This is a genomic window from Mediterraneibacter sp. ICN-202921 (genome assembly GCF_037890075.1).
Lineage (GTDB): Bacteria > Bacillota > Clostridia > Lachnospirales > Lachnospiraceae > Mediterraneibacter > Mediterraneibacter massiliensis.
In genome coordinates, this window is the sequence record NZ_JBBKBE010000001.1 from 236,966 (window position 1) to 257,283 (window position 20,318).

Here is a 20,318-nt window from a genome sequence, read left to right on the forward strand (position 1 = left end):
TCTGTCAATTCTGTTTACAATATTTTCATAATCTCAGACAGTGGAACCTATCTTAATTTATATGATCAGTATTTCCTCATATCAAAAATTTAAACCGTATTCTACACGATCCCCTGTGCATTCATAGCATCTACTACTTTTTCAAAACCAGCAATATTCGCACCGATCACATAGTTTCCTTTGAAACCATATCTCTCAGCCGCCTCTGCTATATTGTGGCAGATGTCCACCATGATCCGCTGCAGTCTGTTGTCTACTTCCTCAAATGACCAGCTTAATCTTTCACTATTCTGTGACATTTCTAAAGCAGAAGTTGCCACACCTCCTGCATTTGCAGCTTTCCCCGGTGCAAACAGAACGCCGTTCTCCTGCAGATACTCTGTCGCTTCCAGCGTAGTCGGCATATTTGCTCCCTCCGCTACTGCGATACATCCATTTGCCACAAGCATCTTTGCATCTTCAAGCAGCAGTTCATTCTGCGTTGCACATGGAAGAGCGATATCCACTTTCACTGACCACACGCCTCTTCCTTCATGATATTGTGCATTCGGACGGTAGTTTTTATATTCTGTCAGTCTTTCTCTCTTAATTTCTTTAATCTCTTTTAATGCCTCTACATCAATCCCTTCCGGATCATACACCCAGCCGTTTGAATCGCTTACTGTCACAACCTTCGCACCCATCTGCTGTGCCTTTTGGGTAGCATAAATGGCAACGTTTCCGGAGCCGGATACGGCAATCCTCTTGCCCTTGATATCCTGTCCATTTAATTTTAACATTTCTTCTGTCAGATATAAAAGTCCGTATCCTGTCGCCTCTGTACGTGCCAGTGAGCCTCCGTAACTCAATCCTTTGCCTGTAAGAACTCCTTCAGAAAGCCCGCGTATACGTTTATATTGCCCATACATGTAACCGATCTCTCTGGCTCCTGTTCCGATATCTCCTGCCGGTACATCTGTATCTGCTCCAATATATTTACATAATTCTGTCATAAAACTCTGGCAAAATGCCATTACTTCCCGATCTGATTTTCCTTTTGGATCAAAATCTGACCCTCCTTTTCCTCCACCGATCGGAAGTCCTGTCAGAGAGTTCTTGAAAATCTGCTCAAATCCCAAGAATTTTATAATACCAAGGTTCACGGATGGATGCAGACGAAGTCCTCCTTTGTATGGTCCGATCGCGCTGTTGAACTGTACACGGTACCCAGTATTTACCTGTACTTGTCCATTGTCATCTACCCACGGCACACGGAATTTCAACTGCCTTTCAGGCTCTGTCATTCTCTCTAAGAGAGCATCTCTACGGAATTGTTCTTCATTTGCCTCTACAACGACACGCAACGATTCTAAAACTTCTTTTACCGCTTGATGAAATTCCGGCTCTGCCGGATTCTTTTTTACAACTAAATCAATTACTTCATCTACATATGACATCCCTATTTACCTCCTAAATATACAAAATAGCCGGCAGACAATGCTGCCTGCTATCTGTGACAGAATCATCTACTCGTCTATTCTATAAGGTAAATGCAATTTTGTCAACAATAAATTTCATTTATTTTATAACTTTATCACTTCATTCAGATAAAATATATATGATTTTTTTGTGATTTTCTATTATTTTTCATAGAAAATCGCCTTATGCAAAACTCAGAACTCATTCCTCTTACAAATTATTTTTGCAGGAATTGAATTTCATTTATTCATTTTTGTTTTTATTTTTATACAATTTTTCTTCTTTCCTTATAAGCGATCGTCAAAAAATCTATGAAATATACGAACAAAATAAGAAGACCTGCCTTTTCTCCTATACTGCGCGGTATTCCATCTACGATCCGTTCTACCATACTGTGCAGGATCCCAAACAAGACCAATGTATAAACACCCCATGCAATGGTGCTTTCCAGGCACAAGATCCCTTTATAATTAAAAGGTTTATCTTTGTAATCCCACCAGATCTCTCCAAAGATTTTCTGCATGATCTTCGCCGTCACCCACTCGATAAAAGTCGCAAGCGCTGCTCCCAACACGAAAAGCAGCAGTTTATTATGACTGTAAGGATACAACACAAAATAAACCGTTAAAGCCCCCACCCCATATATGGGGCAAAAAGGACCTCTTGAAAAGCCCCGGTTCGTCCATTTCCTGTTGCAGATCGACATATAGATAGATTCTACGATCCATCCGAGTACACTGTATGTAAGGAACCACATAACGATATGATAAACATCCCTTCCAAAAATGACCCCATTCCACATAATATTCCTTCCTTCTCCCTTAGAGCAGGTAAAGCCGCTCTTAAGGGCCTATCATGATACAAAAATAGAGTGTTGGATCACAACACTCTATTTATCTGCACATCATTAATTATATTTACGTTTTCTAGCGGCTTCAGATTTTTTCTTACGTCTAACGCTTGGTTTTTCGTAATGTTCTCTTTTACGAATCTCCTGCTGAATGCCTGCCTTTGCACAGTTTCTTTTGAATCTGCGTAAAGCACTATCTAACGTCTCGTTTTCTTTCACGATTACATTCGACATAGTCTCACACCTAACCTCCCCTCCAGCCTTGTATTGTGCATCATACGACTGTTCGGGTATATTTATTGCACTACACAAGATTATATCATATTTTTCAGTTCCGTCAACTGTTTTCCTTCAAAAAACTTAAGAAACCTGACTTTTTAGTACTTCTGTTGCTTTTGAAAGGGCTTCCTCAATCCCAGCAGGATTTTTGCCGCCTGCCTGCGCCATATTCGGACGACCGCCTCCGCCTCCACCGACAAGACCTGCGATCGCCTTCACCAGATTGCCGGCATGGGCGCCTTGCTTCATTGCGCCTTCTGTAGCTGTTGCCATCAAGCTGACCTTATTCTCCGCGCCGGATGCAAGTACAACCACTCCTTCACCCAGTTTTTCTTTCAACTGGTCTCCCAACTCTCTTAAGCCATTCATATCCACGCCGTCTATCTTAGCGGCAAGAAGTTTTACCCCGCCTATCTCTGTCACTTTATCCAGAATATCGCCGGCAGCACTCTGCGCAATCTTGCTCTTTAAACCTTCCACTTCAGCATGGAGCGCCTTATTTTCCGAAATCATATGCGTGATCTTTTCGGCAAGATTTTCCGGCGTTGCCTTTATCAGAAGCGCTGCTTCTTTCAGCTTTTTCTCCAGTCTGTCATAATACTCCATCAGCCCGTTTGACGTGAGCGCCTCTATCCTTCTTACACCCGCCGCTACGCCGGTTTCTGAAATAATCTTGAAAGACATGATCTCGCTGGTATTTTTTACATGGGTTCCTCCGCAAAATTCAATAGAAAATCCCCCCATATCCACCACACGCACGATATCGCCGTATTTTTCTCCAAACAGAGCCTGCGCTCCTGTCTTTCTTGCTTCTTCAATAGGCATATTTTTTACGATGACCGGCAGCGCATTTTCAATCTGCTCATTTACAATCTGCTCTACCTTTTTCAGTTCTTCCGGTTTCACCGCTGAAAAATGGGTAAAGTCAAACCGAAGTCTATCCTCATTTACACTAGATCCCGCCTGCTCTACATGGGTACCGAGCACTGTACGGAGCGCTTTCTGCAACAGATGCGTCGCACTGTGATTGCGTGCGGAAAGGGCACGCTTACGCGCGTCTACTTTTAAGGTTACTTTATCAGAGGTCTTTATCATTCCCTTTGTAACAATTCCTACATGACCGATCTTGCCGCCTAACAGCTTGATGGTATCTTCTACCCGAAATTCTCCTGTTTCCGTACATATGGTTCCCGTATCTGCCTCTTGACCTCCGCTGGCTGCATAAAACGGTGTCTCCTGTACAAAAACTGTTCCTCGTTCTCCGTCAGAAAGAGCTTCTGTCACTTCTTCTTCCGTTGTCAATACTGTCACTTCTGATTCCCAGCTAAGATGATCATATCCTACAAATGTGCTCGTGATACTCGGATCGATAGATTCATAAACCGTCACGTCCGCTCCCATATAATTAGTCACTTCTCTGGTTTCTCTGGCTGTCTTTCTTTGTACTTCCATTGCTGTGTGAAAGCCTTCTTCATCTACTTTCAAATTCTTTTCTTCCAGAATTTCTTTTGTCAGATCCAACGGAAACCCATGGGTGTCATACAATTTAAACGCCTCGTCCCCCTTTAGGATCTCGGTTTTTTCTTTCTCCATCTGCGTGATCATATCAGATAGAATGCCCAGGCCTTGATCAATAGTCTTATTGAACTGTTCTTCTTCCTTTGCGATTACTTTCAAGATAAACTCTTTCTTTTCTTCCAATTCCGGATAACCGTCTTTTGAGCCCTCGATGACTGTCTGTGCCAGTTCTGGCAGAAAACCATTTTTTATATCCAAAAGCCTTCCATGGCGGCAGGCACGCCTTAGCAGACGGCGCAGCACGTAGCCTCGCCCTTCATTTGAAGGCATGATCCCATCGGAGATCATAAATGTTACTGACCGGATATGGTCTGTGATAACACGAATGGATATATCCTTTTTATTCTCTTTTCCGTATTCTTCCTCTGCAAGGGCACACACATGATCTCTTAAGGCTTTGATCGTGTCTACATCGAAGATAGAATCCACATCTTGCACAACAGAAGCCAGACGTTCTAATCCCATGCCTGTATCAATATTTTTCTGTTCCAGTTCAGAATAATGTCCATTTCCATCATTATCAAACTGTGTAAATACATTATTCCAGATTTCCATGTACCGGTCACATTCACAGCCTACCGTACAATCCGGGCTGCCGCACCCATACTTTTCTCCCCTGTCATAGTAAATTTCCGAACAAGGACCGCAGGGACCAGAACCATGTTCCCAGAAATTATCTTCTTTTCCAAATTTAAAAATCCTCTCTGCCGGGATTCCCATCTCTTTATTCCAGATTTCAAACGCTTCATCATCTTCCAGATATACTGACGGATACAAACGCTGCGGATCCAATCCTACCACGTCTGTCAAAAATTCCCAGGACCAGTGGATCGCCTCCCTCTTAAAATAATCCCCAAAAGAGAAATTCCCCAGCATTTCAAAAAAAGTACCATGCCGCGCTGTCTTCCCAACATTTTCGATATCTCCTGTACGGATGCACTTCTGACAGGTCGTGACCCGCTTCTTTGGCGGGATCTCCTGTCCTGTAAAATAAGGCTTCAAAGGTGCCATTCCTGAGTTAATAAGCAGAAGACTCTTATCATTGTGTGGCACTAGAGAGAAACTCTTAAGAGCAAGGTGCCCTTTGCTCTCAAAAAACTCTAAAAACATTTTTCTTAACTGGTTTACTCCATAAGGCTGCATTCTTTCTCCTCCTGGTTCTTTTGTTTTCTATTTTATTTCAGTTCGATCTCTTCCAACTCTTTCGGCGGAATTGCCTTGCTGGAATTCTTTACATATGCCGCAAGATCTTTTTTCGCTGCCGGTACAGGAATATTCGTTCCTGCCCCCGCGATACATCCCCCTGGGCAGCCCATTCCTTCTATCAGGCAGCCGTTCATACGGCCTGCTTTTGCCAGAGTCAGGATCTTTTTACACTCTGCAAGCCCTTCTGCATGCTCTATATTCACCTGCACATCCGGATAATATTCATTGATACATTTTTCAATTGCTTCTGCCACGCCGCCCGCACAGGCATAACCGCGGCCTGCTCCGGTAGCGTCATGGAAGGATGACTCCGCTTCATACTGTGTCAGATCGATTCCCTTCGCATCAAACATCGCCTGCATTTCCTCAAACGTAACGACAAAGTCTACATCACTGCGCACACTTCTTCTGGAAGCTTCCAGTTTCTTTGCCGCACATGGTCCGATAAATACAACCTTCGCATCCGGATGCTCCTGTTTGATCGTTCTCGCCGTCGCGACCATAGGAGTAAGCTCCTGAGAAATCTGATCGATCACATCCGGGAAAAACTTCTTTGCCATCACTGCCCAGGATGGACAGCAGGAAGTCAGAAGAAACGGCAATTCTCCTGTCACAACTTTATCCACATAATGATGTGCTTCGGCAATCGCACCAATATCTGCTCCCAAAGCCACTTCATACACTTCTGTAAAGCCTAGTTCACGCAAAGCTGCTTTAATGTTTCTCGGTGTGATATTCTTGCCAAACTGCCCCACAAATGCCGGCGCAATCTCCGCGACAACCTTTTCTCCTTCTGAAAGCGCTCTCGCAAGCTGGAAGATCTGTGATTTATCAGAGATTGCTCCAAACGGGCAGCTTACCATACACATTCCGCAAGATACACATTTGTCATTATCGATCAAAGCACGTCCATATTGATCTGACACGATCGCGCCTACTCCACATGCCTTCTGGCATGGCCGTTCTTTCTTTGCAATCGCATCATATGGACAGACAGATTTACATCTTCCGCACTTGATACATTTCTCCTGATCAATATAGGAGCGTCCGTTCACCATAGAAATAGCATCTCGCGGGCAGACCTCCTGACAGGGATGTGCCAGACACCCCTTGCAGACATTACTCACCTCATATTTATTTTCCTCACAGCTTTCACACGCAGAGGGAATGACCTGCATAAGCGGCGGTTCATAATATTTCTCAGAAATATTGCTCGCCTCCACCCCTGCGGTCAGGTGCACAGGCTTGTTCTCCGGGCGCAGGGAGAGCCCCATTGCCAGTCTCAGTCTTTCTCTTACGATCGCTCTGGAACGATACGTACTTTCTCTGTATTTCTCTGTATCGTCATTTACGATTTCATAGGGTATAGATTCCATATCATCCAATAAGGTCTTCGCGTCCGCCTTGAACCCCAATTTCGCAACTTCTGTAAACACCCGTCTTCGAATCGCTCTCACCGGTGTCTGCAATCCTCTCATCATAGTTTCCTCCTTCTGATTCTCTCTTCCTGCCAAAGCAGGCGTGTTTCTTTCCTCTCTTTTCCCTTAACAAATATAACGCCCTCTTAAAGCATTGTCAACACGCTTATTTGTACAAAAGACGGTACAACTTTTTTCTATCGTGTTCTTGCAAATACTTCCTGCGCATAATAGACAGACTGCATAGCATCTTTTCCATAGAAATCTGCTCCGATCATGTCTGCATACTCCTTGTTTAAAACAGCGCCCCCTACCATTACCTTGCAGCCCGGAGCCCTTTCTCTTAACTGTTGTATCGTATCTTCCATGCTCACGACTGTCGTTGTCATAAGCGCGCTTAAACCTACCAGACGGATATTCTTTTCACATACCGTCTCCACGATCTTCTCCGGCGATACATCCTTGCCAAGATCTATTACTTCAAAACTGTAGTTTTCCAATAATACTTTCACAATATTCTTTCCAATATCGTGGATGTCTCCTTTCACAGTGGCAAGGACGATCTTTTCCTTTTTTTCACCAGCGCCGCCCTTTTCGGCTATTTTTTCCTTTACTACCGCAAAAGCACTCTTTGCCGCTTCCGCGCTCATTAACAGCTGCGGCAGAAATACGCTTCCTTTTTCAAACCCCTGCCCCACATTATCCAGAGCTGGGATCATATATGTGTTGATGACAGACAGTGGATCCTCCTTCTCCGCCAGATATTCCGCGATGGTATGTGCTTCTTCCTTTAAACCTTTTTCAATGGCTGTCTGTAAAGTCATATTATCTGCGGCCAAAACAGGCACAGCAGATGTTTTTGGCATATCTGCATATTTTTCAATATATCTTTCACAGTTCACATCCAGATCCTGCAGTGCATGATAGGCATACCAAGATTTCATCATGTCTTCAGATGCCGGATTTATAATGCCGGCGCTGAGTCCATTTAGCATTGCCATGGTATAAAACGCCGCATTGATGATCGGACGGTTCGGAAGTCCAAAAGAGATATTCGATACTCCCAGCACTGTGTGTACCTGCAGTTCTTCCCGAAGCCTTTTCAATGTCTCAAGCGTTACTTTCGCTCCCTGCGGCTCAGAACTGATCGTCATAGCAAGCGCATCGATAACAATATCCTTTTTCTCAATCCCGTATTTTGCCGCCTCTTTTATGATCCGCTCAGCAATCTCCACTCTTCCCTGTGCGTCTGTCGGAATCCCCTTTTCATCCAATGTAAGTCCAATGACTACGCCGCCATATTTGGCAAGCAGCGGAAACACTTTGTCCATAGACTCTTGTTTGCCGCTGACGGAATTGACCATGGCCTTTCCATTATAGATACGAAGTGCTGTCTCAAGCGCTTCTATATCGACTGTATCTATCTGGAGAGGGAGACTTGTGATACTTTGCAGACTTTCTACGACCTCTCTCATCATCGCCGGCTCATCAATATCCGGCAATCCCACATTTACATCCAGGATATGCGCTCCTTTCTCCTGCTGCATGATGCCTTCTTTCAAAATATAATCCAGATCATGATCTTTTAAAGCCTGTTTAAACTTTTTCTTCCCGGTCGGATTGATACGCTCCCCGATAATCTTGGATCCTTTATCTAAAAAAACAGCCTGTCCGTAGGAGGAAACTACTGTAAAATTTTTCTTTTCCACCGGTCTTAAGCTTTTTCCCCTTAAAGCATCTGTCATCGCTCGGATATGTTCCGGAGTCGTACCGCAGCATCCCCCTACCGCCGCAGCACCTTTTTCAACAATCTTAACCATAACGTCGGCAAATTCCTGCGGACTCACATCATAATATGTATTTCCATCCTTCTGTCTTGGAAGACCCGCATTTGGCTTCACGATCACCGGAAGAGATGTATACCGCAGTATCGTATCCAGGATCGGCTTCATCTGTCTCGGCCCCATGCCGCAATTAATCCCCAGCGCATCCACTCTAAGTCCTTCCAGCAATGCGACAACGGAAGGGACATCCGCACCGGTCAGCAACTTTCCTCTTTCATCAAAAATCGTTGTCACGAAGACGGGGAGCGATGTATTTTCTTTCGCCGCAAGTACTGCCGCTTTCATCTCATATGTATCACTCATCGTCTCAATATGGATCACATCCACACCGGCTTCTCTTCCATACAGAACTACTTCCCTAAAAGCTGCATATGCTTCTTCAAAACTCAAGTCCCCCATGGGCTTTAAGAGTTTTCCCGTAGGTCCTATATCTAATGCTGTATAGATCTTCCTCCCGACAGATTCTGCCGCTGCTTGTACATGAGAAACTGCACTCTCTACGATTTCTTTCAAAGAAAATGTCTCATCATGAAATTTTAGAGCATTCGCGCCAAATGTATTTGTCAGTATGATATCGCTGCCTGCCTCGATATACTTTCTATGTATCTTCCGGATCACTTCAGGATGCGTCAGATTCCAAGTCTCCGGCAATTCTCCCGGGAACAGGCCTTCTTCTTGCAGAAGCGTTCCCATTCCTCCATCAAAAAATAACAGTTCTCTTCCTAAACGTTCTTTTATCATTCTGTATCCCTTCTGTAGATGCAATCTTTTTTCTCGCAGGACTCGCAGCCCTTTATATGGCACTTTTCTTCTGTGGGACTGACCCCTATAACAGCTGTAACAGATTTTGTAGGTACCATCATAGCTCCTCCTGTCATAGTAAGCCCGATCCGCTTTGCACAATCCAACATTCGGATCAGAGCTTCTTGGTATTCCATGCCAAAATCTCCGTATCCCGGACTAAAACGTGGACGCAGATATTTGTTTTCTTTTCGCAATGCCTCCCCGATCTTTTCCTGACACATATCACAGTATTCTTCCAGCATAGCAGCCGCACAGGCCTGCAGGACAACTGTTTTCGCCATATCCGCAATGGTATATCTGCGAAGCAGCGTGTCCACTCCCGTCCCCAAAGTTGCACCAAAAAATATAACCTGTTCACAGCCTTTTAAATTCTTCCCCAAATTCCTACTTTCTATTTTTAAATTTCCTGCCATAATCTTAGTGTCACTGTATTGCTTAAAATCAAAAATACGATAGATGGATTTAGGGTCTGCCGCCTGTTTCAGTTCCCGGAAGGAATCTGAAATCATCGCAAGAGTCTGATCATCTACCGCATTTCTGCCAAAACCCAGATAACGTATGGCCTCTCTGACCTTCTTATCCATTCGCACGTCACCCCTGACATTTCACGATCTCAGATAAATTTCGCATAATAGCACATGCAATTTCTGGCTTATTCATAGAATAAATATGTATGTTCCTTACACCATTGGCAAGCAGATCGATAATCTGATCTGTCGCATAAGCAACCCCCGCCTGCCTCATTGCTTCCGGAGAACTGCCAAATCGATCTAAAATCGCCAAAAATCTGCGTGGAAATACGGTTCCTGAAAGTTCCTGGCTCCGTTTCATCTGCGCCGCACTTGTGATCGGCATAATCCCCGGAAGAACTGGAACCGTAATTCCCGCTTCCCGTATCCGATACAAAAAGTTATAGTGGATATCGTTGTCAAAAAACATCTGGGTAGTTAAGAAATCAACACCACAGTCTACTTTATGTTTCAGATATTTGATATCGTCTACTTTATGTTCATTTTCCACATGTCCTTCCGGATAACAGGCCGCACCGACACAAAAGTCTCCCTGTTTTTTAATCTCCTCTATAAGCTCATAGGCATAGTGAAACCGTTCTCCCGACGGGAACTGCATTCCCGCAGGAATATCCCCGCGCAGCGCGAGGATATTCTCTATGTCAAGCTTTTTTAAATTTGCGATCACCTCTCTTACTTCTTCCTTTGTAGAAGAAACGCATGTCAAATGCGCAATACTCTCCACACCCAGATCTCTTTTAATATGAGAGGCTATCTTTGCTGTATTTTTACTTGTCCCTCCTCCTGCGCCGTACGTCACACTGATAAACGCCGGATGAAGTTCTGCGATTTTGTTTGTTGCTGTCAGTACTTTTTCAAATCCATCTTGATTTTTGGGCGGAAACACCTCAAAAGAAATATGGATCTTCTCTTCTCTTAGTCGGTCTATGATCTTCATGTAAACTCCTGTTCTTGTCTATCTTACTTTTGTCGCTATTCGCCAAGCAGGCTCTTATAAAGTTCTTCATACTGTCTGGCTGAATTCTTCCAGGAAAAATTCTTCTGCATCGCGCGCTCCGCGATCTTATTCCACTCTCTCTTTTTGTCATAAAAGATGTGTTCCGCATAACGAATAGTATTTAACATCTCATGTGCATTATAATTTGCAAAGCTAAAACCTGTGCCCGTCTTTTCATACTCATTGTATGGTTCTACTGTATCTTTAAGTCCGCCTGTCTCTCTGACGATCGGAAGCGTTCCATATCTCAAACTCATCAGCTGGCTTAGACCACATGGTTCAAATAAAGATGGCATAAGAAACGCGTCACAGGATGCATAGATTTTGTGAGAAAGTTCATCAGAATAATAGATATTTGCGGAAACTTTCCCCGAATACTTCCACGCAAAATGGCGGAACATATTTTCATATTTTACTTCTCCTGTCCCAAGAGCCACAATCTGTACGGCGTCCTGACACAGTTCATCCATCACATAATCAATCAAGTCAAAACCTTTCTGGTCTGTCAGTCGGGATACGATCCCAATCATCATCACATGGGAATCCTTATTTAGTCCTAATTCCTCCTGCAGCGCCAGCTTATTGACTGTCTTATTCTTCCGAAAGGTATCTACTGTAAACTTTTTAACAATTTTGTTATCTGAAAATGGAGCATATTCCTCATAGTCCAATCCATTGATGATCCCGCACAAGTCATTGGATCTTGCGCTCATCAGCCCTTCTAACCCTTCTCCGAAAAATGACGTCTTGATTTCTTCGGCATATGTCCGGCTCACCGTCGTCACTTTATCCGCATAAACGATTCCGCCTTTTAAGAGATTTGCATCCTTATATGCCTCCATCTTATCCGGCACGAAATAATATTCCGGCAGTCCGGTGATCTCCCGTACCGATTTTGTATCCCACACGCCTTGGAATTTCAGGTTATGTATCGTAATCACTGTTTTGATTCCTCTGTAATATTCTCCCATATACCGAAAATTATCCAAATATACCGGTATCAGTCCCGTCTGCCAGTCATTGCAGTGGATCAGATCCGGGCGGAAGCCAATAACAGGCAAAATGCTCAGAACTGCTTTTGAGAAAAATGCAAACTTCTCAATATTCCACTTTGGATCTCCATCGTATGGAGCAAATCCACTGAAATAATATTCATTGTCAATAAAATAAAACGTAATCTTATTATGTACATATCGCAGGATCCCTACATACTGATTCTGCCCTGCAATATCCATATAAAAATGATCCACATATTCCAGTTTGTCTTTCCACTCCTGCTTCATACAGGCATATTTGGGCAATACCACACGGGTATCATATTTCTTTTTATTGAAATATTTAGGCAGCGACCCTACCACATCGGCAAGCCCTCCCGTTTTTATAAATGGTACACACTCTGAGGACGCAAATAAAATATTTTTCATCTTTTCCCCTCTCTTTCAGGTATTTAAGAACAATATCTATTGTAGTCCATTATAACGCATTTTCTCTATAATGAAAAGATTTTTATCTTTCGAAAATCTCCTAAAATATCCATTTAGTTTCTATGTTTGTACTCTAGTTGTATGGTATCTGCGATCAACGCAATGAATTCAGAATTCGTAGGCTTCCCTTTTCCTGTACTGACTGTATATCCAAACAATTCATCCAGTGTATCCAGCTTGCCTCTGTTCCATGCCACTTCAATCGCATGACGGATCGCACGCTCGACCCTGCTGGATGTTGTCTGGTATTTTTTTGCCACTGTCGGATAAAGTACCTTCGTAATCGCATTTAAAACATCCATATCATCCACTGCCATAATGATCGCATCACGCAGATAATGATATCCCTTGATATGTGCCGGGATCCCAATTTCATGCAGCATGTTTGTGACATGATTTTCCAATTCTTTTTCTCTGCTAACAATATCTTGTGTTGTATCTTCGTTCTTTTTCTCATAATTTCGGAACATTTTTCTGACAGATTTAATCCGATTTAACAGCATTTCGTTGTTAAACGGCTTCATAATGTAGTAATTTGCCCCTTTGTTAAAGGCATCTTCTGTAATCTTCTCCTGGCCGACTGCTGTTACAACGATAAAGTAAGGACGCTTATTTACCCTTTTGTCCTGGCTGACCTGCTCCATGACCGTCAACCCATCCATTTTCGGCATGATCAGATCCAACAAAACCACATCCGGCTGTTTATTTCTGATGATCTGACACATTTCTTCACCATTTTTTGCCTTCCCTACTACATTTAGCTCATTGTCCATATTGATAATCTCTTCCATCAGATCCAGGATTCTCTGATTATCATCAGCAATGGCTACATTCAAATGTTCCATAACCCTTTTTCTCCTTTAGACAGAAAACCTTTCTTTTGAAAACGCCACAATGCCTATTATATCTACACATCTATGCAGAATCAAGGAGAATTTGTTGCAGTAATTCGACACATATTCGACAAAACACTACTTTGCTTCCTGCAGCATATTTTCTATAAAAATGCCGTAACCTTTTGTCGAATCTTGTACAAATACATGCGTTACCGCCCCGATCAGCTTCCCATTCTGTATGATGGGACTGCCGCTCATTCCCTGGATAATCCCGCCTGTCTTGTCCAAAAGCGCCTGATCCGTCACCTGGATGACAAGACCTTTGTTGATCTCCTGTTCAGAAGTGTCGATATCTGTCACCAGTATGTCATATTCCTGTATTTTTCCGTCGACAAAGCAACGTATCGTAGCCGGTCCTTTCTCGATTTCTTCTTTGGACGCAGTCTCAATTGGGATCTGTTCTTCAAATAATTCGTCAATTTTTTCTACCGTTCCATATATTCCCGCATCTGTATTTTTATCAATACTACCTAGTTTATTATACCCGTTGTAGACAATGATCCCTTCCATACTGCCGGGAATTCCGTTTTCTCCTTTTTGCACTGCCTGTATACTTGTTTTATACAGACTCCCTTCCGCAATAGACATAAGCACATTTGTATCTGTATCATGGATTCCATGCCCCAGTGCGCCAAATCTGCTCTTTTCATTCAAAAAAGTAATCGTTCCCAGACCCTGTACATTATCCCTCACCCAGATTCCCAGCTTATATTCATTGGGTCCGCATTCCACCGGATTGATCTTCACTTCCAACTGTGCCTCGTTTCTCCGGACAGCAAGTATCACTTCTGCCTCATCCAGTTCTTCTAATGCTCGCAGAAGCTCTTTCTTATTATGGATTTCCTGGTCATTGATGCCAGTAATATAGTCTCCCGCCTTTACCAGATTGCCTGCCGGGTCATATTCTTCCCCGTCCACACCTTCTATTTTCTCTGTATTTAAGACCATCACGCCATCTGTTTCCATATATATCCCCACAGGCATCCCGCCAAGAAGTACAGTATTGTCAGAAAAGGCATCTGTACTTGCCTCTGCCTGCCAACTCGCCTTCTCCCTGCTTCTTACCTGATAGCCGGTCAGACAGACGATCAGAAGCGCCATCAGGATAAAAGAAAACACATATCTTTTTCCCACTTTTCTGTCCTTTATCATTGTAAGCCCACATCCTTTCTTCTGTATAGAATAAAGCGGATACGTATGTGTATCCGCTTTTAGTATATGAGCTTTTTTTATTTTTCACACTGGTATTTCCTCTCACTGGCCGCTAATTCTTTTAACTCTTTCGCACTATCCAAAATACTGTCTGTCACATTCGCTCCGCCTAAAATGCGCGCCAGCTCTCTTATAGATTCCTCTTTGTCAAGAGCGCGTATCTGCGTCCTGGTCTTGCCGGACTCTGCTGTTTTTTCTATAAGGAAATGACTGTCTGCCGCCGCGGCGATCTGGGGAAGATGGGTAATGCAGATTACCTGTCTATTTTTGCCTATGACCTGCATCTTTTCCGCTACTTTTCCGGCTGTGATCCCGGAAATCCCTGTATCGATCTCATCGAATATCAGCGTCGGCGTATCTTCTTCATCGGCAAGAACCGTCTTAACTGCCAGCATGATCCTAGAAAGTTCTCCGCCGGAAGCGACCAGAGAAAGAGGACGCAAAGCTTCTCCCGGATTAACCGCGATGTAAATTTCCGCGTCATCCCGCCCACTTTCCGTATAATGTCCAAGATCAGAAATGCGAATCTCAAACTGATTGTCCATAAAATTCAAATCCGCAAGCTGCTTTTTAATCTCCTGCGCAAATCCTTTTGCCGCCTTTTCTCTTACAGTATGCAGGCATTCACAGATTTTTTTTAACTTTATCTCACTTTCTTCTGCCTGCTGTTCTAGTTTCAGAATATAAGCGTCATAATCCTCCAGTTCTTTTAGTCTTTGTACTTTGCCGTCATAATATGTCAAGATTTCTTGTATTGTGCTTCCATATTTTGACTTTAAATGATTCAGAAGATTTAGACGAGTCTCTGTCTCATAAAATTCTTCTTCAGAAAAATCAAAACTTTTCGCATAATCTGACAATTCCCGGTTAAAATCATTGAGGAGACTGTCGATTTCTAAAATCTGTTCATAGAGCTGTCCGCCTTTTTCGTCACAATCTGCCGCCTCAGACAGCGCACGTATAGCACGACTTAACAGCGTACTTGCGTTATTTACCTCATCTGCGCTTGTGTATTGATATGCCTCTGTGATACCTTCTTTTAGCTTTCTGCTTTTCACCATGCGACGGTACAACGTTTCCAGTTCTTCGTCCTCTCCTTCCCTGAGAGAGGCTTCTTCAATCTCAGACACTTCGAATTGAGCAAGCGACATTTCCTTCCTGCGTTCTTCTTCATTCAGAGACGATTCTTCTAATTTCTTCCTGCATATTTTATAATCTCGGAACGCCTGCTCTGCTTTTTTCTTCAGACCATCCGTTTCTTCCTTTGCATACATATCCAGAAGCACAAGATGATTCTTTTTATTGAGCAGTGTCTGGTGCTCATGCTGCCCATGAATGTCGATCAAAAGACTGGCTACGTTTTTCAGGACATTCTTGCTGACTGTTTCTCCATTAACCCGGCTGACACTGCGCCCTTCCATCAGTTTTCGGCTTAGCGTAAGCATTCCTTCTTCTGGGAAAACATCATATGCCTCTAGTTGTTCCTGTAGATTTTCATCTTCCACCGAAAAAGTCAGTTCTACAACACCTGCTTTGGCGCCGTTCCTCAAAATATCACCCGAATATCGTCCGCCCAGGGCAAGATTGACCGAACCGAGCAGGATCGATTTTCCCGCGCCTGTCTCTCCTGTCAATATATTCAATCCGGGCTGGAATGTAACTTCTGCTTCATCGATCAAAGCCAGATTTTTAACATACAGATTTTGTAACATATTTGCCTACCTTTCAAGACTCGCCCGCAGGTTTTAACACAATCTTCCGTATTTTTTCCATCACTGTCACGGTCTCTTCTACGCTGCGGATCGCACACATGATCGTATCATCTCCCGCGATACAGCCGACTACTTCATTCCACTTCATAGCATCTACCGCTACTGCCACTGCCATTGCCATACCAGATACTGTTTTAATGACAAGTATATTCTGTGCCATATCCATAGATACATACCCGTCTTTCAGGACACGTACATATTTTTCACTCATCCCTTCTTCTGCCTGTCTATGGATCACATATTTCTGCTTTCCTCCATCCACTGAAACCTTCGTCAGTTTTAAATCGCGAATATCTCTCGATACTGTTGCCTGCGTCACTTTAAAGCCGGCACTTAAGAGGCGTTCGGCAAGTTCTTCCTGCGTCTCGATATCATACTGGCTGATCAATTCAATAATTTTTGCATGTCGGCTGACTTTCATTTTTTTAGTTTCCTTTCATTTTTTTGCGCATAGTTTTCATAAAACTCTCTTTACTTAGCTTTACCAGTTTCGTTGTTGCCTTTGCCTTCTGTATACAGACCCTGTTCCCTGTTACAAGCGGTATTCCGTCAGTTCCGTCAAAATTCAGAAGAACATGTTCTTCTCTGCCATACCTTCCTCTGCACACTTCTATTTCGATCTTGTCTTTGGCAGAAAGTACAATACTGCTCGTATTTAAGGCATGAGAACAGATCGGAGTAAGCACGAATATACTTGCTGTCGGTTCTACCACTGGCCCGCCTGCTGAAAGATTATACCCTGTTGAACCAGTAGGTGTAGAAATGATCAAACCATCTGCCAGATACGTATTTAAAAGGATCCCGTTTACATAGACAGCAAATTGTACGATTCTAAGTCCCCCTTGTCTGGTCAGAACAATATCATTGATCGCCACATCTTTGACAACATGTTCCACCGTTCCCTCGATCATCATCCGTTCTTCTATATCCGGTTTTCCCTGCAGAAGAAATGTAAGAGCATCCTTTAAATCTTTGACCTCTACCTCTGCCAAATATCCCAACGTTCCAAGATTGATGCCCAAAAGAGGGATTGAATGTTCACCCAACTCTCTTGCCGCCCGGATCATGGTCCCGTCTCCCCCCAACACTAGGGCACAGTCTACATCTTTTGGGATACTTTCCGGAAGAATATGACCGTCTCCATCTTTTTCAGACAAAATACATTCCCCGCCATTTTGTTCGATATACGTTTGTATTTCCTGTGTGATCTTGTAGTCCTTATCCTTTAATGTATTTGTGATAATATAAAATCGCTTCATAGCTTTCCTCTTATTTTGACAGTGTTTCAAATGCACTGTCTACAGTTTTTATAATGTCGGTCAGATTTTTCTTTTCTGTTTTCTGCGGACATTTCTTGAGATGCACCAGATATTCAATATTGCCCTCCGGTCCTTTGATCGGAGAAAACTCCAGGGCAAGAACAGCAAAACCGTTCTCCTGCGCATACTCTGTTACTTTCTCGATCACTTCAATGTGAGTACTCTTTTCACGCACAACTCCTTTTTTTCCAACTTTTTCTCTGCCTGCTTCGAACTGCGGCTTGATCAATGCCACAATCTCCCCATTCTCTTTTAAATAATTCCGGATAGGCAGCAACACTTTGGTCAGAGAGATAAAAGAAACATCGATGGATGAAAAATCAACCGGTTCTCCTATATCTTCCGGTGTCACGTAACGAATATTTGTCTTCTCCATACAAACGACCCGTTCATCCTGACGCAGTTTCCAATCCAGCTGCCCATATCCTACATCTATCGCATATACCTTACTGGCACCGTTTTGCAGCATGCAGTCTGTGAACCCTCCTGTGGAAGCTCCCACATCTGTACAGACCTTTCCCTTTACATCTGTTTGAAAATGTGTAAGTGCCTTTTCTAGCTTTAATCCGCCTCTGCTTACATATTTTAATGTATGTCCTTTGATCTCTATGTGCACCTTTTCTGAAAAGGTAGTTCCTGCTTTATCTTCCCGCTGACCGTCTACAAATACATTTCCCGACATGATGATCGCTTTCGCTTTTTCTCTGGACGGCGCAAGATTCCTCTTTACAAGCAGTATATCTAAACGTTCTTTCATCTTCTTTTCCTCTGCTACACTGTTTTTTTCCATTCACCTTCAACTATAGCCGCATAGTCTGTTATGATCTGTTTTACAATCACTTCCGGAGTCAATCCTACTTCCCTGCGCAGAACTTCTACATTTCCATGCTCCACATACTCATCTGGAATCCCGATCGTACGTACCTTTACATTTAATTTTGCCTTTGTCACATATGCAAGTACTTGTTCTCCAAAACCGCCGGAAAGCACATTTTCTTCCAGCGTGACAAATAAAGAATGATCTTGTGCCAGATACTCCAGCATCTGTGTATCTACAGGTTTTACAAATCTGGCATTGACAAGACTGCAGCTATATCCGATCTCTTTAAGCTTCCGGCGTACTTTTTCCGCTACAGACGCCATATGCCCCGCAAAGATCAGCGCGATGCTCTCTTCCTCGTACAAGATCTCACTTTTTCCAAGTACGATCGGAGCACGGAATTTCTCCAGCCCCTCGTATGCCTCACCGCGCGGATAACGCAGCGCCACTGGGGCATCCAGTTCCACGGCAAAACGGAGCATATCCGCCATCTCCCAGCGATTCTTGGGTGACATGACAATCAGATTTGGGATCATGGACAAATATGACAAGTCAAACAAACCTTGGTGTGTCTCTCCGTCACTTCCTACCAAGCCCGCCCGGTCTATGGCAAATACAATCGGTAGATTTTGCAGACAGGCATCATGGATCAATTGATCATATCCTCTTTGCAGAAAAGAAGAATATACAGCAAACACTGGCTTCATCCCTCCTGCTGCTAAGCCCGCGGCAAAAGTCACCGCATGCCCTTCTGCAATTCCCACATCAAAATATCTCTGAGGATATTTCTTGGCAAATCTGACAAGTCCTGTCCCGTCTGCCATTGCAGCCGTAATCCCGACCACTTTCTCATTGTGCCGCGCAATATCCAAAAAAACTTTTGAAAACACTTCTGTATATGTATCTTTTCCTTTGCCTTCTTTTGCCTTGCCCGTCTCAATCTCAAAAGGCCCTGTTCCATGGAAACGGGCGGGATCCTCTTCCGCAGGCGTATAGCCTTTTCCTTTTTTTGTCAGTACATGTACAAGCACCGCATGATCCACCCGTTTTGCCTCACAGAAAGTCCTATAGAGCTTGCGGATGTCATGTCCGTCTACTGGACCTAAATATGTGATTCCCATGTCTTCAAAAAACATTCCCGGTACAAAGAGCTGCTTGATCCCACTTTTCGTCTTCTTTACCTGCTGTATGATCTTTTCGCCTGTACCTGGAATCTTCCGCAAAGTATCCTCCACGCCTTTTTTTAATTCTGTGTAGGCCTGGGCAGTGCGGATCCCATCCAGATAGCTGGACATACCACCCACATTTTCGGAAATCGACATATTGTTATCGTTAAGTACGATAATAAAATTACTCTTTATGCGGGAAGCATTATTCAATGCCTCATACGCCATTCCCCCGGTCATTGCCCCGTCTCCGATGACAGAAACGACCTTGTACTTTTCCTCCTGCAGCTCTCTCGCTGCCACATAGCCAAGCCCTGCAGAAATAGAAGTAGAACTGTGCCCTGTATCAAAAGCGTCGCACGCACTTTCCTTTCTCTTCGGGAAGCCGCTCATTCCTCCATATTTACGCAGTTCATCAAACCCTGCCTGTCTTCCCGTCAAAAGCTTGTGAGTATAGGATTGATGTCCCACGTCCCAAATCAGCTTATCGTGGGGAAAATCCAAAAACAGATGCAGCGCGATCGTCAGTTCTATAACTCCCAGATTTGAGGCCAAATGCCCTCCTGTCCTGCTGATCTTTTCGATTAAAAATTTTCGTATTTCATCAGCCAGAAGCTTTAATTCTTCCGGCTTTAATTTCTTTATATCATTTTCTTTCTGAATTTTTTCCAACAGCATAAGGGAA

General features: G+C 43.5%; 16 protein-coding genes. All 16 read right to left on the bottom strand.

From position 1 onward, the window contains the following. Positions 1-101 precede the first annotated feature (101 nt). Positions 102-1,436 (bottom strand): NADP-specific glutamate dehydrogenase, encoded by a 1,335-nt coding sequence (gdhA, locus tag WKT01_RS01150; protein ID WP_059069704.1) that lies wholly within the window; start codon positions 1,434-1,436, stop codon positions 102-104. A gap of 287 nt (positions 1,437-1,723) precedes the next feature. Continuing rightward, entirely contained in the window at positions 1,724-2,260 is a 537-nt protein-coding gene (locus WKT01_RS01155; RefSeq protein ID WP_059069706.1) for a putative ABC transporter permease, read from the bottom strand. Between the two features lie 105 nt (positions 2,261-2,365). Then, on the bottom strand, positions 2,366-2,542 hold the full coding sequence (gene rpsU / locus WKT01_RS01160; protein ID WP_004054229.1) for a 30S ribosomal protein S21: 177 nt from the start codon (positions 2,540-2,542) through the stop codon (positions 2,366-2,368). Positions 2,543-2,668: 126 nt separating this feature from the next. Then, positions 2,669-5,308 (bottom strand): alanine--tRNA ligase, encoded by a 2,640-nt coding sequence (gene alaS, locus WKT01_RS01165; protein WP_340311320.1) that lies wholly within the window; start codon positions 5,306-5,308, stop codon positions 2,669-2,671. Between the two features lie 32 nt (positions 5,309-5,340). Continuing rightward, entirely contained in the window at positions 5,341-6,852 is a 1,512-nt protein-coding gene (locus tag WKT01_RS01170; RefSeq protein WP_059069710.1) for a 4Fe-4S dicluster domain-containing protein, read from the bottom strand. A gap of 134 nt (positions 6,853-6,986) precedes the next feature. Next, positions 6,987-9,374 carry a homocysteine S-methyltransferase family protein gene (locus WKT01_RS01175; RefSeq protein ID WP_117974163.1) on the bottom strand — a complete coding sequence of 796 codons (2,388 nt, stop codon included), beginning with the start codon at positions 9,372-9,374 and terminating at the stop codon, positions 6,987-6,989. Then, on the bottom strand, positions 9,371-10,021 hold the full coding sequence (locus WKT01_RS01180; RefSeq protein WP_117974161.1) for a vitamin B12 dependent-methionine synthase activation domain-containing protein: 651 nt from the start codon (positions 10,019-10,021) through the stop codon (positions 9,371-9,373). Before WKT01_RS01180 ends, WKT01_RS01175 begins: the two co-directional genes overlap by 4 nt. Positions 10,022-10,028: 7 nt before the next feature. Then, positions 10,029-10,904: a methylenetetrahydrofolate reductase [NAD(P)H] gene (metF, locus tag WKT01_RS01185; protein WP_117974159.1), complete on the bottom strand. Its 876-nt coding sequence runs from the start codon at positions 10,902-10,904 to the stop codon at positions 10,029-10,031. A gap of 35 nt (positions 10,905-10,939) precedes the next feature. After that, on the bottom strand, positions 10,940-12,388 hold the full coding sequence (glgA, locus tag WKT01_RS01190) for a glycogen synthase GlgA (protein ID WP_059069717.1): 1,449 nt from the start codon (positions 12,386-12,388) through the stop codon (positions 10,940-10,942). A gap of 113 nt (positions 12,389-12,501) precedes the next feature. Further along, entirely contained in the window at positions 12,502-13,293 is a 792-nt protein-coding gene (gene spo0A, locus WKT01_RS01195; RefSeq protein WP_059069720.1) for a sporulation transcription factor Spo0A, read from the bottom strand. 126 nt (positions 13,294-13,419) lie between these two features. Continuing rightward, on the bottom strand, positions 13,420-14,496 hold the full coding sequence (spoIVB, locus tag WKT01_RS01200) for a SpoIVB peptidase (RefSeq protein WP_270394740.1): 1,077 nt from the start codon (positions 14,494-14,496) through the stop codon (positions 13,420-13,422). 77 nt (positions 14,497-14,573) lie between these two features. Next, the gene (gene recN, locus WKT01_RS01205) at positions 14,574-16,268 is read right to left on the bottom strand and encodes a DNA repair protein RecN (protein ID WP_270394741.1); all 1,695 of its coding nucleotides are present in this window, start codon (positions 16,266-16,268) and stop codon (positions 14,574-14,576) included. A gap of 13 nt (positions 16,269-16,281) precedes the next feature. Beyond that, complete coding sequence (argR, locus tag WKT01_RS01210) at positions 16,282-16,749, bottom strand: arginine repressor (RefSeq protein WP_059069725.1); 468 nt, start codon at positions 16,747-16,749, stop codon at positions 16,282-16,284. A 4-nt stretch (positions 16,750-16,753) separates the two neighbouring features. Continuing rightward, on the bottom strand, positions 16,754-17,587 hold the full coding sequence (locus tag WKT01_RS01215; protein WP_270394743.1) for an NAD(+)/NADH kinase: 834 nt from the start codon (positions 17,585-17,587) through the stop codon (positions 16,754-16,756). Between the two features lie 10 nt (positions 17,588-17,597). After that, entirely contained in the window at positions 17,598-18,404 is an 807-nt protein-coding gene (locus WKT01_RS01220; RefSeq protein ID WP_270394961.1) for a TlyA family RNA methyltransferase, read from the bottom strand. 14 nt (positions 18,405-18,418) lie between these two features. Then, positions 18,419-20,311 carry a 1-deoxy-D-xylulose-5-phosphate synthase gene (gene dxs / locus WKT01_RS01225; RefSeq protein WP_340311321.1) on the bottom strand — a complete coding sequence of 631 codons (1,893 nt, stop codon included), beginning with the start codon at positions 20,309-20,311 and terminating at the stop codon, positions 18,419-18,421. Positions 20,312-20,318: the final 7 nt, after the last annotated feature.